At 37.0% G+C, this 16,056-nt stretch carries 20 protein-coding genes; 13 read left to right on the top strand and 7 right to left on the bottom strand.

The features are described 5' to 3' along the window. The 3 genes from IV86_RS00100 (at position 1) to IV86_RS00090 (ending at position 2,488) form a co-directional block, all read left to right on the top strand. Positions 1–1,065, top strand: a complete 1,065-nt coding sequence (locus tag IV86_RS00100; protein ID WP_002833877.1) for an ABC transporter permease — start codon at positions 1–3, stop codon at positions 1,063–1,065. Between the two features lie 3 nt (positions 1,066–1,068). Next, the gene (locus IV86_RS00095) at positions 1,069–1,746 is read left to right on the top strand and encodes an ABC transporter ATP-binding protein (protein ID WP_002833878.1); all 678 of its coding nucleotides are present in this window, start codon (positions 1,069–1,071) and stop codon (positions 1,744–1,746) included. Positions 1,747–1,915: 169 nt separating this feature from the next. Beyond that, positions 1,916–2,488 (top strand): helix-turn-helix domain-containing protein, encoded by a 573-nt coding sequence (locus IV86_RS00090; RefSeq protein ID WP_029257611.1) that lies wholly within the window; start codon positions 1,916–1,918, stop codon positions 2,486–2,488. A 47-nt stretch (positions 2,489–2,535) separates the two neighbouring features. On the opposite strand, the gene IV86_RS00085 is transcribed toward IV86_RS00090, so the two are convergent. The 4 genes from IV86_RS00085 to IV86_RS00070 all read right to left on the bottom strand — a co-directional run bounded on the left by IV86_RS00085 (position 2,536) and on the right by IV86_RS00070 (position 5,776). Then, positions 2,536–3,720: a GNAT family N-acetyltransferase gene (locus IV86_RS00085; RefSeq protein WP_002833880.1), complete on the bottom strand. Its 1,185-nt coding sequence runs from the start codon at positions 3,718–3,720 to the stop codon at positions 2,536–2,538. A 14-nt stretch (positions 3,721–3,734) separates the two neighbouring features. Further along, a complete protein-coding gene (locus IV86_RS00080; RefSeq protein WP_002833881.1) occupies positions 3,735–3,920 on the bottom strand; it encodes a hypothetical protein in 186 nt (61 codons plus the stop codon). Positions 3,921–3,926: 6 nt separating this feature from the next. Continuing rightward, complete coding sequence (locus IV86_RS00075) at positions 3,927–5,162, bottom strand: PTS sugar transporter subunit IIC (RefSeq protein ID WP_056979274.1); 1,236 nt, start codon at positions 5,160–5,162, stop codon at positions 3,927–3,929. A 257-nt stretch (positions 5,163–5,419) separates the two neighbouring features. Further along, positions 5,420–5,776: a winged helix-turn-helix transcriptional regulator gene (locus IV86_RS00070; protein ID WP_002833883.1), complete on the bottom strand. Its 357-nt coding sequence runs from the start codon at positions 5,774–5,776 to the stop codon at positions 5,420–5,422. Positions 5,777–5,912: 136 nt separating this feature from the next. Between IV86_RS00070 and IV86_RS00065 the strand changes: the two genes are divergently transcribed. The 3 genes from IV86_RS00065 to IV86_RS00055 all read left to right on the top strand — a co-directional run bounded on the left by IV86_RS00065 (position 5,913) and on the right by IV86_RS00055 (position 8,210). Next, positions 5,913–6,752 (top strand): aldo/keto reductase, encoded by an 840-nt coding sequence (locus IV86_RS00065; protein ID WP_002833884.1) that lies wholly within the window; start codon positions 5,913–5,915, stop codon positions 6,750–6,752. 20 nt (positions 6,753–6,772) lie between these two features. Beyond that, the gene (locus IV86_RS00060; protein ID WP_002833885.1) at positions 6,773–7,567 is read left to right on the top strand and encodes an SDR family NAD(P)-dependent oxidoreductase; all 795 of its coding nucleotides are present in this window, start codon (positions 6,773–6,775) and stop codon (positions 7,565–7,567) included. Positions 7,568–7,661: 94 nt separating this feature from the next. After that, a complete protein-coding gene (locus IV86_RS00055) occupies positions 7,662–8,210 on the top strand; it encodes an NADPH-dependent FMN reductase (RefSeq protein ID WP_002833886.1) in 549 nt (182 codons plus the stop codon). Between the two features lie 59 nt (positions 8,211–8,269). Here the strand turns inward: IV86_RS00055 and IV86_RS00050 are convergent, their stop codons facing one another. Next, positions 8,270–8,605: an ArsR/SmtB family transcription factor gene (locus tag IV86_RS00050; RefSeq protein WP_002833887.1), complete on the bottom strand. Its 336-nt coding sequence runs from the start codon at positions 8,603–8,605 to the stop codon at positions 8,270–8,272. A 65-nt stretch (positions 8,606–8,670) separates the two neighbouring features. Here IV86_RS00050 and IV86_RS00045 point away from each other — a divergent pair, with 65 nt between their 5' ends. The 5 genes from IV86_RS00045 to IV86_RS00025 all read left to right on the top strand — a co-directional run bounded on the left by IV86_RS00045 (position 8,671) and on the right by IV86_RS00025 (position 12,472). Then, a complete protein-coding gene (locus tag IV86_RS00045; protein WP_002833888.1) occupies positions 8,671–9,276 on the top strand; it encodes a cadmium resistance transporter in 606 nt (201 codons plus the stop codon). Positions 9,277–9,403: 127 nt separating this feature from the next. After that, positions 9,404–10,741, top strand: a complete 1,338-nt coding sequence (locus tag IV86_RS00040) for a LysM peptidoglycan-binding domain-containing protein (protein ID WP_056979273.1) — start codon at positions 9,404–9,406, stop codon at positions 10,739–10,741. A gap of 23 nt (positions 10,742–10,764) precedes the next feature. Next, positions 10,765–11,232, top strand: a complete 468-nt coding sequence (locus IV86_RS00035) for a hypothetical protein (RefSeq protein WP_002833890.1) — start codon at positions 10,765–10,767, stop codon at positions 11,230–11,232. Between the two features lie 261 nt (positions 11,233–11,493). Continuing rightward, on the top strand, positions 11,494–11,814 hold the full coding sequence (locus tag IV86_RS00030; RefSeq protein ID WP_002833891.1) for a DMT family transporter: 321 nt from the start codon (positions 11,494–11,496) through the stop codon (positions 11,812–11,814). Positions 11,815–11,833: 19 nt separating this feature from the next. Beyond that, positions 11,834–12,472 carry a pentapeptide repeat-containing protein gene (locus IV86_RS00025; RefSeq protein ID WP_002833892.1) on the top strand — a complete coding sequence of 213 codons (639 nt, stop codon included), beginning with the start codon at positions 11,834–11,836 and terminating at the stop codon, positions 12,470–12,472. An 84-nt stretch (positions 12,473–12,556) separates the two neighbouring features. Here IV86_RS00025 and IV86_RS00020 read toward each other — a convergent pair whose 3' ends face one another. After that, complete coding sequence (locus IV86_RS00020) at positions 12,557–13,918, bottom strand: FAD-dependent oxidoreductase (protein ID WP_002833893.1); 1,362 nt, start codon at positions 13,916–13,918, stop codon at positions 12,557–12,559. Between the two features lie 124 nt (positions 13,919–14,042). On the opposite strand from IV86_RS00020, the gene IV86_RS00015 reads away from it, so the two are divergent. After that, on the top strand, positions 14,043–14,723 hold the full coding sequence (locus IV86_RS00015; RefSeq protein WP_002833894.1) for an EAL domain-containing protein: 681 nt from the start codon (positions 14,043–14,045) through the stop codon (positions 14,721–14,723). Between the two features lie 35 nt (positions 14,724–14,758). Here IV86_RS00015 and IV86_RS00010 read toward each other — a convergent pair whose 3' ends face one another. Further along, a complete protein-coding gene (locus IV86_RS00010) occupies positions 14,759–15,217 on the bottom strand; it encodes a DUF1836 domain-containing protein (RefSeq protein WP_002833895.1) in 459 nt (152 codons plus the stop codon). A 127-nt stretch (positions 15,218–15,344) separates the two neighbouring features. On the opposite strand from IV86_RS00010, the gene trhA reads away from it, so the two are divergent. Continuing rightward, positions 15,345–15,983 (top strand): PAQR family membrane homeostasis protein TrhA, encoded by a 639-nt coding sequence (trhA, locus tag IV86_RS00005; protein ID WP_002833896.1) that lies wholly within the window; start codon positions 15,345–15,347, stop codon positions 15,981–15,983. The last annotated feature ends 73 nt before the right edge of the window (positions 15,984–16,056 follow it).

Below are 16,056 nucleotides of genomic sequence, written 5' to 3'. Positions count from 1 at the left end.
ATGTTTCTAGCTTTAAAAGAAATCAAAAAAGAAAAATTACGATACAGTCTAATTATCGGAATGATTGTTTTGATTAGTTATTTAATTTTTATTTTAACTAGTTTAGCACTAGGTTTAGCTCATCAAAATACGGATGCCATTAACTCCTGGAAAGTAGAAACAGTAGTTTTAAACCAAGATGCCAACGTTAATTTAAGTCAGTCGTTGGTGACTGATCAACAAGTAAAAGACCAAAAATTAACTAAAAAAGATGCCTTGATTGGACAAGTTGCGGTAGTAGCTAAAGACCAAAAGGGGAAGCAGGCTAAGATTTCTTCTAGTTTTGTTGGAATTGATAATGATCAATTCATTGCTAAAGACTTGAAACTTACTAGTGGGCATAAAGTGAAGCAAGACCACGAAGTAGTGGTAGATGAAAAATTCGAACAAAGTGGTTACCGACTTGGCGATAAAATCGAATTGAATGATGCAGATAAAGCATTTAAAATTGTCGGTTTTACTAAGAATGCGAAGTTAAATATTGCACCAGTAATTTATGGGAAATTATCCGATTGGCAAGCGCTCAAGCATGCTACACCACAGACTAAGGCTAGTGCAATTGTTTCTAAAACTAAGAATTTAAAGGTTAAGGAACCGCTAAAATCTTACAAAGTTAAATCCTTTATTGAGAAGCTTCCAGGTTACTCAGCTCAGAATATGACCTTCTCACTGATGATAGGATTTTTAATGGTCATTTCTTTAATCGTCATTGCCATCTTCCTATACATCCTTACTATCCAAAAACTTCCAAATTATGCCGTTTTACGAGCTCAAGGAATCCCAAGTAGCGTGTTAGTTTGGAGCACGTTAGCTCAATCACTAATTTTGGTGATTAGTGGAACCATTATTGGAACGGCTCTAACAGCTGCTACAGCTGCTATTTTACCTGCTGCAGTTCCAATGGCATTTGATATTCCAATCCTTGCATCAGTAGCCGTAGGATTGGTAATCACAGGGCTGTTAGGGGGCTTGTTACCAATACGAAGTGTACTAAAACTAGACCCAGTAAGTGTAATTGGAGGATAAATGATGACTGCAATTGAAATGAATAATATCAACCAAATTTATGGAAAAGGGATTGCTAAAGTTCACGTATTACATGACGTTAATTTTAAGGCTGAAGCTGGGACATTGAGCTTGATTATTGGTCCCAGTGGTTCTGGGAAAAGTACATTCTTAACCATTGGGGGCGGGTTGCGGACTCCAACTACTGGACAAGTTAAAGTGAATGGACAAGATTATCAAACTAGTTCCCGTAAAGACCTTGAAAAATTAAGACTTAATAACATTGGTTTCGTTCTACAAAATTACCATTTATTACCATTTCTAACGGTTAAAGATCAATTCAAATTGGTCGATAAAGTAAAAAAAGAAGGTAATTTATCCAAAGAAAGTTTAGATAAATTATTGCAACAACTAGGAATCGAAGATTTAGTTGATAAATTTCCAACAGAGTTATCAGGTGGTCAGCAGCAACGAGTGGCGATTGCTCGGGCCTTGTATCCCGATCCTGCCATTATCTTAGCTGATGAGCCAACGGCGGCTTTGGATAGTGAACGGGTTAAAGAAGTTGGTCGTTTATTTGCGGATCTAGCACACGATCGTCATAAAGCGGTAGTAATTGTTACCCATGATATGCGCTTGAAATCGTATGCTGATCAAATGTTCGAAATTAACGATGGTGTTTTAAAAGAATCAACGTTATAAGTAATAAAAATGATGATAGAAATTTTTTCTATCATTATTTTTTTACCCAAATTTAACTTCAAAAGGAATGAAATGAAGTTAATAAAACTTGATTTTTAAGCCATGTAACAGGTTTGTTGCTTGGTTTTTAAAATGACTGTGGCAGAGTAGAACTAGAAGGGGTGGTTGGATGTCAATCGGAACAACGTTACAAAAAATACGGCAAGCACGAGATCTTACTCAACAAGAAGTGGCGACACAAATGTATGTTACCAGACAAACGATTTCACGTTGGGAACAAGGAAAAACGATGCCAAATATATATGCTTTAAAAGATCTTGCGCAGTTGTATAATGTTTCGCTCGACCAATTGGTTGCAATGCATCCCTCTAATTCGAAAGAGGAAGCAGGTCATAAAATGAAAAAAATTAATTGGTTAGCATTATTTGGTTTTTTCTGGTTCAACGTTATTGTCACCATGGGAGTTGTCTTGGCAGTTGCTGGAATTTTATGTGGTCTTTGGATCTCCATCATCGGCTTTATAGTGTCTCCAGCCTTATTAGTAGGTGAATGGCTGGTTGTCCATATGATGGGATGGGTAACTCCTGTTAGTTTAAACTTGTATCAAATCCCGCTGACATTGATGCTTTGTGCAATCGGATTAGGCGCTTTTCCATTGCTAAAGCAGCTGACGATGTATTTAGTAAACTTTTTTGAAAGATATATTAGATATAATCTCCGTTCTATTTATACTGAAAAATGATAAAAAGGCAAATCAACTGACGTTGGTTTGCCTTTTTAAAGTTTGATTTAAAAGTAATCCCATAGCATAGGTGGTTCTTTACGTAAGGTAGCATCTAAATTTGTGATAGCCTCATAGCTACCGCGAATCGCTCCAATTCGATTAAGTTCATTTAAGGAACGATAACCTAATAAAACTTTAGTGAGTTCTTGAATAGATATACGAATGTCAGCCATATTATTTTCGTTATCACTAATTTTCTCAAAGCTAGTGCCATTGGCATTGATTAAAAGACGCCAAATTCCGTTATTAGCCGGAAGCATTTTATCAGTAACTGCAACACGAGTGCTTTTGATTTTCTTTAAGAATGGATAGTGATTAATGAAGGTCTCAAGGTTAATAATGCGAGCCATCATGTAAGGCTTAATCTGGACTTCAACATTGGATGGATTCTTTAGAATGTCAGGATGGCCTAAAGGGTCACCACTGGCGTATTCGAAAGTTGAAAACATCGACTCATGTTGGCAGATAAAGCGACTTAGATATTGGAAACTTTCCCAATTAGTAAACATGATTTCTTGAATCGAGAAGGTAGTATCAAGCCCTTCGTAGATAACGTACCCCGCAGATAAGTGGTCTTCAGAGAAGTAGACGCCCACTTGCCAATGAGGATGCTTGAGAACGAGATAATCCCACCACCAATCCTCACGAATTAAACCAGCATTGTGGCTGTTGGGATTATTAGCATAAACTTCCTTAATAAATGGAATAGCTTCGGCTAAGGTTAAACGTTCAATACTACCAATCTTTTTGTCAATCTTTACTCTCGATAAGTCGGTGTTTTTAACCCGATAGATGGTACGATCAAAAACTTCTTCATACCCAAAACGACGATAGAAATCGTATGAAAATGGAGCAAGATATGAGAGAGCAACGTTGTCTTCTAACATATCGTTAAAAGCCTGTTGCATGAGTTGGGTAATTGCTCCGTTACCGCCGTATTCGGGGTAACTCATGACATCGCCAATCCCATTCATCTTGTATTTCACACCATGAAAGTTAACGTGAAATGGAATACTTAACATCCCGCTTCCGAGTTTTCCATTATGTTTGATTCCATATTTTAAAGCATGGTTGTAGCGATGATCAAAGAAAGCTCGTCGTCCTTTTGAATCTAAGTTCGTAAAGGCGTACAGGTATAGTTGATAAAATTCTTCCAAATCTTTTTGGGTTAACTGTTCTAATTTATCCATGTCGTTGGGCCTCATTAATTTTTATTAACTGCTTTTCGTTTTAGAAGTGCTCCTAGTACTACAAATACTATTATACCAGCGATTTCAACTACTCGATTAGTTAGGGTTGAAGTTAAATGAAGTTGGGTCATCGTAATAGCAAGAGCTGCAATCAAGATGGCACCTACTACACTATATTTTAATAGAATTTTGATTTTCATGAAAGATTAAGCCTCACTTGCTTCTTGGGCAACCATTTGTTTTTCAGCCACTTTGAAGAAGGGATAGTAGATTGCTCCGGCAATGACTAGTTCAATTGCTGACCAAACTCCTGCACGCCAATCCCAACCAGTTGCCATTAAAGGTCCGATAATTGGTGGCATGGTCCAAGGAACCATCATTACGGCTGGGCGAACTAAATGGACGCTCATCAAAATGTAGGTTAGGACCGTTAAAATTTGAGGAATCACAATAAAAGGAATCAAGGTGATTGGATTCATAACTATTGGGAAACCAAAAATTACGGGTTCATTAATTTCAAATAAGGCGCCGGGGAAGGCAACTTTACCAAGTTCTCGATAAGCCTTACTCTTGGATGAAAGCATCCAAAATACGAGCATAATGGTCGCACCGGTTCCACCAACATTAACAAATAAACTAGAAAAACCAGATGATGTTAAGTATGGTATAGTTTGATGGTGTGCGTAAGCTATACCATTAGCTGTTAGAAATTGAAGGAAGATTGGATCCGAGATCCCTTCGAGTGTCATATCCCCATGGATACCTGCTACCCACAAAACACTAACTAATAACGTGTAGAACATAATTCCTGGTAGACTGTTCATAGCAAATAATAGGGGATGGAAGATGCTTTGAACAAATAGATTAATATCAAAATGAAGGGGAACTCGAAGCCCCCAGAATAATAGCAAAACTAAAAAACCAGGAATTAGTGAAACAAATGATTGGCTAACAGCAGCTGGAACACCATTTGGCAGTTTAATAACCCAATTTTTTTTAACGAATAAGTTCAAAATCAAAACAGAAATAAATGAACAAACAATCGCTGTAAACAAGCCAGATGAAGCGAAGTTTGCAGTATCGAGGGTGTATTTACTGTTGAATGAAGCTACGATAAAAGCCATCGTGGAAAGCCCAGCGCCATTGATAGCGTCTAACTCCAAAGCTTTAGCTAATTCGTAACCAATTCCGATGGCAGCTAACAGTGAAATGATTCCGAAAGAACCATTAACTGCAACTCCCATGGCGTCCATGTATGGTTTCATAAAATTCGACCAGGCAGGGATTGGAATATTAGCAATAATTAAGAAAATTGAACCACTAATCACAGCCGGTAGGGTTAATACTAGTCCGTTACGAATGGAAACCAGATATTTATTATTCCCCGCTTTAGCAAGTGGTGGCATTAGGACACTTTGTAACCAGTCCATAAATTTATTCATGAAAAATCTCCTCCTTTATATTTTGGTAACAAAAACAGTATAGTGATAAAAATCATTAATGTAAACCCTTACAAATGATATATAACTAAAAAATGACATAAAAATGTTAAATATGATGATATTTTAATTATTTTTACTAAAAAATATAATGGAATATACCAATTAATGTTACGAGATAATTTTTTATTTAATAAATTATCAGTGAAATAAAAAAAGCGCTAATTATCAGAGCAGTACCGATAATTTAGCGCCCTTTATTAATCGACTTTCACGAGTGCTACGTCTTCACCTTTAGCTTGTAAAGTGCTAACGTGCATTTCGCCCCAACTACATAATGTGTCGAGCAATTTTTCAAGCGATCTTCCATAATCGCTTAGGTAATATTCCACTTTAGGTGGAACGGTGTTGTATGATTTACGAACTACAATGTTATCCTGTTCCAACTCCCGAAGTTGTTGGGTTAACATTTTTTGACTAATTCCTTGGATATTACGCCGTAATTCACTAGGACGTTGTTGTCCATGGCGGAGGTTACATAGGATGATGGGCTTCCATTTACCGCCGATAACATCCATTGTCGCTTCCACACCAATATTATAAATTCGTTTTGTCATAAAGTTTCGCTCCTTTTTTGCCAGTATAACACAAAGCATACTTTTTGGTATGTATAGCACAATAAAGTGGGTACTAGCTGAATAGAAACAGTTTAGTTATAGTTAAAATTATAATTGAACTTCAAAGGAGAAAAAAATGATTAATTCTTTAAACGATCGCATAATGTTAAATAATGGAACTGCAATCCCAGGGCTAGGTCTGGGAGTTTTTCAAATTCCAGATGCAGATACGGCTCAAGTAGTTGCAAATGGAATCAAAAATGGTTACCGTTTAATCGACACAGCACAGATTTACGGAAATGAAGCGGGAACTGGAGCAGGCATTAAAGCCGGGTTGGCGGCAACTGGTTTGAAGCGAGCCGATTTATTTGTCACTTCTAAGGTTTGGAATGACCACTTATCGTACGATGAAACGATAGCAGCCTTTGAGAGTAGTCTAAAGAAGTTAGGTTTAGATTATTTGGATCTTTATCTAATTCATTGGCCAGGAGATAATGCATTTCAAGATGCATGGCGAGCACTAGAAACTTTATATAAACAAGGAAAGATTAAAGCGATTGGTGTAAGTAATTTCCAAATTCACCATCTCCAAGCTCTAGCGGAATTTGCTGAAATTACACCGGTAATTAATCAAATAGAAACTCATCCGCAATTAAGTCAGCTCGAGATGCGAGAATATGCAGCTAAACATGATATCAAAGTCCAAGCTTGGTCACCTTTGATGCAAGGAAAAATCTTAGACAACGCTGTGTTAGCTAAGATTGCCCAAAAGTACAATAAGTCTGTCGCTCAGATTGTTTTACGGTGGGATGTTCAACAAAATATTTTGTTAGTAGTTAAATCAGTTCGTGCCGAACGGATGCTAAGTAACGCGCAGATTTTTGATTTCGAATTAGCACCGGAAGATATGGACCAAATTAATGCTTTGAATGAAAACTTGCGCGTCGGACCTAACCCAGATGAATTTGATTTTTAGATTTTAGAAGGAGGCACACTATGGATTTACATTTAACACATAAATTAGCTTTGATTACCGGCTCAACCAAAGGGATTGGAAAAGCTATTGCTACAGAATTAGCCCGTGAGGGGGCTGACGTGATTATTAACGGACGGAATCAAGTTGAGGTTGATCAAGTCGTGGCTGATATTAAAACCCAATTTCCGAGCACTAACCCGCAAGGTGCAGCTGCTGATATTGCCAATGAAGCTAGTCGAACACACCTGTTTGAGCAGTATCCCAAGGTTGATATCTTAATCAATAACATGGGAATCTTTCAACCGATGGAATATGCCGATATTGATGATGATACATGGAATAAATTCTTCCAGATTAACGTATTAGCTGGGAATGCTTTAGCTAAATTTTACTTGCCTAAAATGTTAGATCAGGATTTTGGAAGAATCATTTTTATTGCTAGCGAAGAAGCCGTGATGCCATCGGGAGAAATGCCTCAATACAGCATGACTAAGACCATGAATTTGTCGTTAGCTAAGAGCTTATCGAAACTAACGGTTGCTACACATGTGACGGTTAATACCATAATGCCGGGTTCTACATTAACTGAAGGGGTACAGCAAATGCTAGAAGATATGTACGCTGATAGTGATTTACCTAAATCAGAATGGGAAGCGGACTTTATGAAAAACCATCGTTCCCGTTCTCAAATTCAACGTTTGATTCGTCCAGAAGAAATTGGTCGTTTCGCAGCCTTTGTTGCTAGTCCAGATGCATCGTCATTTTCTGGTGAAGCATTGCGGGTTGATGGCGGACTAGTGCCAACTATTTTTTAAAACGCCCACGCATATCATTATCAATTAACCACTAATTTCTCTATACTGTAGTTAAGGTATTGTTAATGCTTTAAATACGACAAGGAGGAATTTTATGGCAAAAGAAATCGGCATTATCGTTGGTAGTTTGCGTGAAGGTTCATTAAATCGACTTGTGGCAAAAACATTTGAAAGTATCTTACCTAAAGAATATGAGGCAACGTGGATTGAGATTGGTGATTTGCCATTGTATAACGAAGATTTAGATCAGGGTGAAATCCCAGCAGAATGGCAAAGACTACGTGATACTGTGCAAAATGTAGCAGGGGTAATGTTCTTTACTCCTGAATATAATCGTTCGGTACCAGCGGCTTTAAAGAACGCAATTGATGTTGGTTCTAGACCCATGGGCGAAAACGTTTGGGGTGGCAAGCCAGCTTTGGTTGTATCGGCTTCCCCTGGAGCAATTGGTGGGTTTGGGGCAAACCATCACCTTCGCCAGTCCTTGGTATTTGTTGATATGCCAACCCTTCAACAACCGGAAGCTTATATTGGTAATGTTCCGCAACATCTGGATGGTGACCATTTTGATCAATCGACTACGCAATTCTTTAGTACCATTCTTGATTCATATTTAGATTTTTTAGAGCGTTTTACTAACTAACTTAAACTAAATTATGCAAATAAAAATAGCCTAACCAGACGGAAATTCCGTGGGTTAGGCTATTTTTCATTGTGCTTTTTCCCCTTTAGCACGTGATCAGCATGTTCAAGAGTTTCATTAACAATATCTAAGATATGCGGATCATCGAGTTCATAAAAAATCGATTTACCATCACGTTTAGTTGAAACTAACTGGTATTTACGCAAATCTGATAGATGATGAGAGACCAACGACTGATCGAGATGGAGAAGTTCTACAATTTCAGAAACACTGAGGTTCTGCTGCGACAGAATGTATAAAATTTGAAGTCGCACCGGGTTTTTAAGCAAGCTAAGAATTTTTTGGGTCTCAGTGAGCATCACATCGTCAATTAATTTTAGTTTTTTTTGCTTCATATTAACTTCCTTTCATATGAATATGTTATCATATGTATGTAAAATAAGGTTGGGGAGGAAAAGCGATGATAAAAGATATTTTAACAGGTGTAACTGCATATATATCAACTAGTATAGACTATTTAATCGTTTTGATGGTCGTATTTGCGATGGTTCCTAAAAATAAGCGTATTTTAGTTTACTTTGGTGATATTGTTGGTACAACCGTTTTAGTTTCAGCAAGTTTAATGATTGCATTGGTTTTAAAGTCCGTCCCCGACGAATGGATACTAGGATTGCTGGGATTAATACCAATTGCTATGGGTATCAAGTTGATAGTTGCGGGCGCTGCTGATGATGAAGATGTGATTCAAAAGCAAATCAACAATCGGCGCGGCGTAATCTTGAATGTTGCTTTTATTACGATTGCGACTTGTGGAGCGGATAATATCGGAATATATGTCCCAATATTTACGCAGTTGAGCGTGGCTAGTTTAATAGTTGTTTTACTAACGTTTGTAGCTATGATGACCTTGTTTGCGCTATTAGGATATCTATTAGTTTGCCTCCCAACAGTGGCAAAGATTTTTGATCGATGGGGAACTTTAGTAACTATTATTGTTTACATTGGATTGGGAATCTATATCCTCTTTGAGAGTGGAACAATTCAACATTTTATTAATCTGATATAAAGTTAAGCACAGTCTATGAACTATGCTTTTTTTAACACTTTAACGTAAAAATCATTGAGTATTAGGAAGTAAAAGCTTACTATAAAAGGTATAAATAGTAATTAAAAAGTCTTTTGGAGGAGTTTTTATGAATAAAAAAAGAATCACTGGTGCAGCTTTAGCAAGTGCGCTTTTATTTGCGCCCTTAGCTATCCAAACTTCTACAGCAATGGCCGATAGTTTTTATACACAACAAACCAATGCTGAACGTGCCGATATCACTAACTGGGTAGCTAACACAACTGAAGACATTAGTAATAATATTAGTGCTCAACATATTGATACTAGTAATTTACACGGAAACGAATACATAATTCAATGGGGAGATACACTTTCTGGTATTTCAGATGCTACAGGTATCCCCATGGCTAAATTAGCTTATGATAACAATATTCAAAATATTGACTTAATCTATGCTGGCGATACCTTAGTTCTAAACCGCGATGGTGAAGTACCATCAGATTGGCATTACTATGGTGATGGTGTTTATGTTGCTAAGACTAAGGTAACTATCAATAATTTCGTTGATAATAGTCATAACACGGTAAACATTAATGTTTCACCAGTAAGTCATGAAGAAGCAAGTTCGTCTAGCAAATCAAAAGATGATGGCAATGAATATGCATCTGATTTAGATCCAGATGGTAAGAAAGGTGAAGCAGATAGCGATAAGGATGCTTCTAAGTCAAGTTCAGATGCAGATCGTGATGCTGACACTGATAGCTCATCAGATTCTAAATCAGGTTCTAAGAATCATCATTCAGACTCATCAGATTCTAAATCAGACAGCGATTCAGATAGTGAAATGGATGAAAGTGCCTTCTCAGATGCAGTTAGCGATGAAGTATCAAGCAAGTTAGGTTTGGATGATGACAAGCTAACTGTAGACTTCACTGGTAAAGATGATGACGACTCCGATTCAGATGCTGATAGTGATGATACAAGTGATGACTCTGATTCTGATACAGAGGACGTTTACGACAGTGATCAAGATGTTTCAACTGGTAGTGACAAGCTTACAGATGAAAACGCTGAAAAATTAGCTGACAAGATTGTTGCACAACTTAAGGCTGATGGTAAGACTAAAGATATTGATGACGCTGACGATGTTGAATTAACAATTGAAGCTAACGATGATGACTTTAGTTTCAACGTAACTTTGACAACTACTGATGATGATTCTGATTCAGATGAAGACAGTAATAGTGATGATAGCGATGCTGATACAGATGATGAAGATACAGATTCAGAAGACGTAGACTCAAGTTCTGATGAAGGCTCCGATGAAGATACTGACTTTGATGACGAATCAGAAGACGCTGATACAGATACTGAAGATGAAGATCAAAACTCAAGTTCTGATGACGAAGATAGTAATAACCAAGTCACAACTACTGATGACGAAAATACAGATACTGAAGAATAATTAACCGAGAGGAACTTTGGCTGATGAAGAAGAAATGGACAGTTATTGGGATCATCGTTGCTGTGATCGTAATCGTATGTGGCGGTGTGTACTGGAATATGGGACACTCCGTAGCTAAAAAAATACCGGGTAACACTTATCTTTACCAGAGTGTTTCAAAAGATAAGACTTTATATGTTACCTTTGCTAAGAGTGGTGATCGGGCCGTAGTTAATTCCGATAAGGCTACTGCCCTCAAGGCAGGTAAGAGTCAACAAGATTTTGACAAAGAATATAAGGCTCAATCTAAGTTAACTTCTTGGAATTATAAAGCTGAAGGTGGAACTTTAACTCTGGCTCAAGAAACTAAAGATGGTAAAATTTCACAATGGCAATATAACGGAATTTTAGCGACAAGTAAGAAATTTACTGCCCACAGTTTTACTTATCAAATTGCTAAAGCTGGCCAAGGTCAAGTGAAGAGTAAGACGGTATTTGAAAAGATTAATTAACTTAATTTAAGTTAAATGAAACTGTGCTAAAAGGTGATAAAAGTCTCCAAAGAGGATTTCACCTGATGGTGCAGTTTTTGGTTACTCTAAGCCTAAAGTAGTAGATTAATTAGGACATAGCTTGCTGGAAAATTAAAAAGTTGCTATGATTAGGTTAAATTAAAACGGAAATCACCACCGGGTGGTCAGGCATTTGTAAAGCTCATTAGGTCAATGAAGAGCTTTACGGATGCCTTTTTTATTTTTTAGGAGGAATTGAAGATGACATGGTTTTATTTAGTTTTGGCAGGTATTTTTGAAGTCGTATGGGCAACTACTATGAAGCTCAGCGAAGGATTTAGTGTTCTAACATATGGAATCGCGACCGCAGTGGGGATGATTATGAGCTTTGTATTTTTATCATTGGCGATTAAACAGATGCCTCTTAGTTTAGCTTATCCGATTTGGACGGGAATTGGTGCAGTGGGTTCAATCATTGTCGGCGTAATCTTATTTCATGATCAAATTCCTAATATTACGTGGGTTTTTATTATAATGTTGATTGTTGGGATTATAGGAATTAAGATGACTGCAGGACATTAAAACGGCGGAGGATGTAGGAGTGCAAAAACCTAAAATAGTTATTGATAATTTACCAGAGGAGTCATTTTTTGAGATTTACAAGGATGAAGACCGGATGCTGATAAATCATCAAATTAGAAATCAAAATGCTGAAAAGCAATTCCTTGAACGGGGCATCATCGAACAATCTTACTTTGAACACGTTAAGTTTAATCAAAGCGATTTTTATCGGCTAGAGTTAACCGACTCGATTTTTGTTGGCTGTGATTTTTCAAACTGTAAAATGGAAGAAGCAGTTTTTTATCGATGTGAATTTAGAAATTGCAAGATGTTAGGGATCAACTTGAATGGCGCAATTTTTAACAACGTTCTGTTAGATGGGACGAATATGCAGTTAGCAGCTCTAAATCAAATGAAAGTTAAAGATACAATGTTCAATGCCTGCAATCTAAAAGATAGTAGTTTTGCTGAAAATAAACTACAAGGAGCAGTTCAATTTGAGCATTGTGAAATTGATCAAATGTCCTTTTATGATACATCGCTGAAGCATGTTAATCTCAGTACATGTTTTTTTGAAAAAATTGATGTAGAAGAGCGTTTAATTAGAGGAATGCAAGTCAATGCTACTCAAGCGGCCCAAATTGCGCAATATCTATTAGGTTTACGTGTAGAATATTAAAAAACTACGACTTTAGGTAATTTTCGAAGTGAATTTCGTACTTCGAAGGATTCATTACCTTTTGTCGTAGTTTATTTGTTATTATTATGTTCGTAAGTAACCATTTTCTTGTTTAACAGCTAATTGACCAACTAGATTTAAGTAATTGAAAGGTTGATCAAAGTTCGGAGAAAATAGCATATCTATAAAAGATAATTCGTCAATCGTGCCGTGATAATGCATTAAGGCTGAGATTGTATCCGCAGCTTGAGAAACATCATGTTTGCTCCAGAGTTGTACTCCCAAAACCTTACGGGAGTTACGATCGTAAACTAATTCGATTTCAACTTTGTGAGCATTAGGCATAAAGTCTGGACGGTAGCTACCTTTATATGCCACTTTAGTAGCGTTAATTCCAGCATCCAAAGCCATGGCTAAGGTCACACCACTACAAGCTAAAGTGCGTCCGAAGATTAGCATTCCAGTTGTTGATTGGGTACCAATTGAACGGAGGCGTTTATCTAACACATTAATACCAGCCAAGGCCCCTTGGCGAACGGCTTGTGATGCTAATGGCATGTAAACATCGGTTTGCAAACCATTATGTTTAACTGAAGCAGCATCTCCAGCAGCAAAGATATCAGGGTTAGATGTTTCCATATAATCATTAACGACGATTGCTCCATTAGTTAGTTGATCTACTTTACCTTGTAATAAATCAGCTTGAGGAAGTAAGCCAGTACAAATTACAGCCATATCTACTTCAAACGCTTCGTCGGCGGTTTTTACGATTAAGGTATCGTTAGCGCCATCTTCGAAGGATTTAACAATCGTACCAGTTTTGACCTGAATGCCTTTATCTTCTAAAAGATTGGTAATTTTGTCAGCAATTTCAGGTTCGATATGACGGTCTAGTAGAGTCTCTTTTTTATGGAAAAGAATAACCTCGTGGTTAGATTTATTGTAACCTTCAGCTAATTCAACACCAATATAGCTACCGCCAATAATAGCGATTCGTTCATCATTTTGGGCTTCGTTACATAAGTCACGAGCTTCTTCATAAGTTTTGCATAGCTTTACTTTGGGATTTTCAACGCCTTGAATAGTAGGAATAGACGTGAGTGAACCAGTAGCCATGATTAACTTATCGAAAGATTCGGTAGTGAATTCTTTAGTCTCTAAGTCTTGAGCAAAAACGGTATGTTCTTCGACATTAATATCAATTACATCGTGGCATAGACGCATGTCTATCCCTTGAGCCCGGTAGTAGTCGGGATCAGCATACATCGCTTCATCAAGATTAGATATTGTTTTTCCTAATGTTAAGTAAGTGGCGCATGATAAATATGAAATTGTATCGTGTCGTTCGAAAACAGTAACATCCGCTTGTGGGTGGTATTTCAAGATTTCATTGACCGCTGCAATACCAGCATGGGTACAACCAACGACGATTATTTTTTCTGTCATCTGTAATGACACCTCTTTTGTATGGTATGAATTATAGTATTTATATAGTATACTATAACTTAAATGTTATACATAGTATAGTATATGATTTATTTTTTTTAAATTATCGAAGGAGGTATTCTAAATGCCTAAGTATCGTTTTTTTGCACAACAACAAATTAATACAGCCACGAATGCCGTTTTAGGATACGAACTATTAATTAAGGAGCTAACTCCAGATGGCTGGCGCCTACCGAGTTCATTTATTGATATTGATACAAAAGTTTTTGCTAACTTATTGATAGAAACAACTAAAATATTAGGCCAAAAGGTTCGCTATTGTTCAGTTAACGTTAACCGTGACCAATTAATGAATACTGATATTGCAGAAGCAATCATCGAAAGTCAACGTCAACTTTATCCAACCAAGTTAATCGTTGAATTAACCGAAGATGTTAGTGAACGCGAATACACACCTACAGAAATAAAAGAGCAACTTGAACGCTTTGTCAGCAAAGGAATCCAAATTTCACTTGATGACGTGGGTACAGGACACAATCAGTTTGAAGATATTGAAGACTTCCTTCCCTTAGCTTCAGAAATTAAATTTGCCGTTCAAAACTTTAAGTCTACAATTCAAGATCCTAAAATCAAACAAAAGGTCCGTTTCTGGAACGCGATTAGTTCTGAATACAATATTCATTTGGTACTGGAAGGCATCGAAGACCAAGCAGACAATCAGCTAAGCCAAAGTTTTGGTATTAGCCGCCGCCAAGGTTATTTCTTCAGTAAACCACAATTACTAAGCCTTCCAGGCGATAAATAAAAGTCAAAAAAACTACTAACCTCAAAAGTTAGTAGTTATTTTTTTACAATTTTTTGCTCTAAGATAAGCTTATATAAAACGGTTCGAATAGCTATTTCTAATTGAGAAAATGACGCGACGGGTTCTTCTAAATGGCTGATTTCATGATTAAAACGCCTAATAAATTGGTTGAAGTAGGTTTCAATATCATCTGTAGCTAGCAATTGTTTGATAGTATCTAGCGCAAAAGCAGTTTTAAAAATGCTAATCATCATAATAGAAGCAATGTGGCTAGCGTTGTACTTCTTTTTAGTAGGACGCGTTACAAGTTCCATCTTGACGTAACTATTGACCATGGTTTTGGTGATTTGGGTATCTAAGATTGGTGTTAAGTAGCGATTAACTTCTTGAATGACTTGGTCCATGTATAAATCAAGGTCTGGAAAGTCTTTAAATTCGGGCAAACGAAGTTGTTTAAAATTCTGTAGCCACTTTTGATAATTTTCTTCTGTCATCAATAAATCCTCCAGCTAGTATCATAGCATAAATTTTATTCAAATTGATATGCATTTCGCTTTACGTAGAATACGATTCTATGTATAATAACACCAACAACTACATAATACGAAATGAGGGATAAAAATGATGCAAACACGAAGAAGTCAGATTATATACGAAGTTTGGAATGCTGTGACCCATGGGGTGGCCTTTTTTGGTAGCTTAGGCTTAGTTATTTTATTGATCGTTAAAGCCGTCACGCAAAATTTATCATCTACTGCCATTACCAGCTTAGTTATTTATGGAGCAACCTTACTAATGTTATATTTGGCTTCGACGTTGTTTCACTGTTTAGCCTTTACGAAAGCCAGACGAGTTTTTCAAATTTTTGACCATAGTAATATTTTTTTGCTAATTGCAGGGACTTACACGCCATATTGTATTATTTTTGTTGGCGGAACCAGTGGAATATTGATGTTAAGTATGATTTGGGCAATGGCGTTGGCAGGAATCATCACCCATATTTGGAGTAAAGGTCGTTTTCAAAAGGTGGAAACAACGATTTATGTGATTATGGGATGGATGTGTTTGTTAGCAGGAAAAGCCCTATACGCTAACTTGTCACCAACTGGATTTTGGTTGCTAGTCGCAGGAGGTGTGGTGTTTACCGTGGGAGCGGTGATTTATAGTTTTCCACGCATCCCGGGACTACATTTGATTTGGCACTTTTTCGTGATGGCAGGAACGATGCTCATGTTTGGATCAATTTATTTGAATATATAGGAAGTAATCAGATCAAAACACAACAAAAAGAGATTTCAGTATTATAGTGACCCCCAAAAGTTAGACCAAAAAT

The organism is Pediococcus pentosaceus (assembly GCF_001437285.1).
Classification (GTDB): domain Bacteria; phylum Bacillota; class Bacilli; order Lactobacillales; family Lactobacillaceae; genus Pediococcus; species Pediococcus pentosaceus.
Note: the sequence above shows the minus strand (reverse complement) of the source record. Positions and strands in the feature narration are given on the sequence as shown.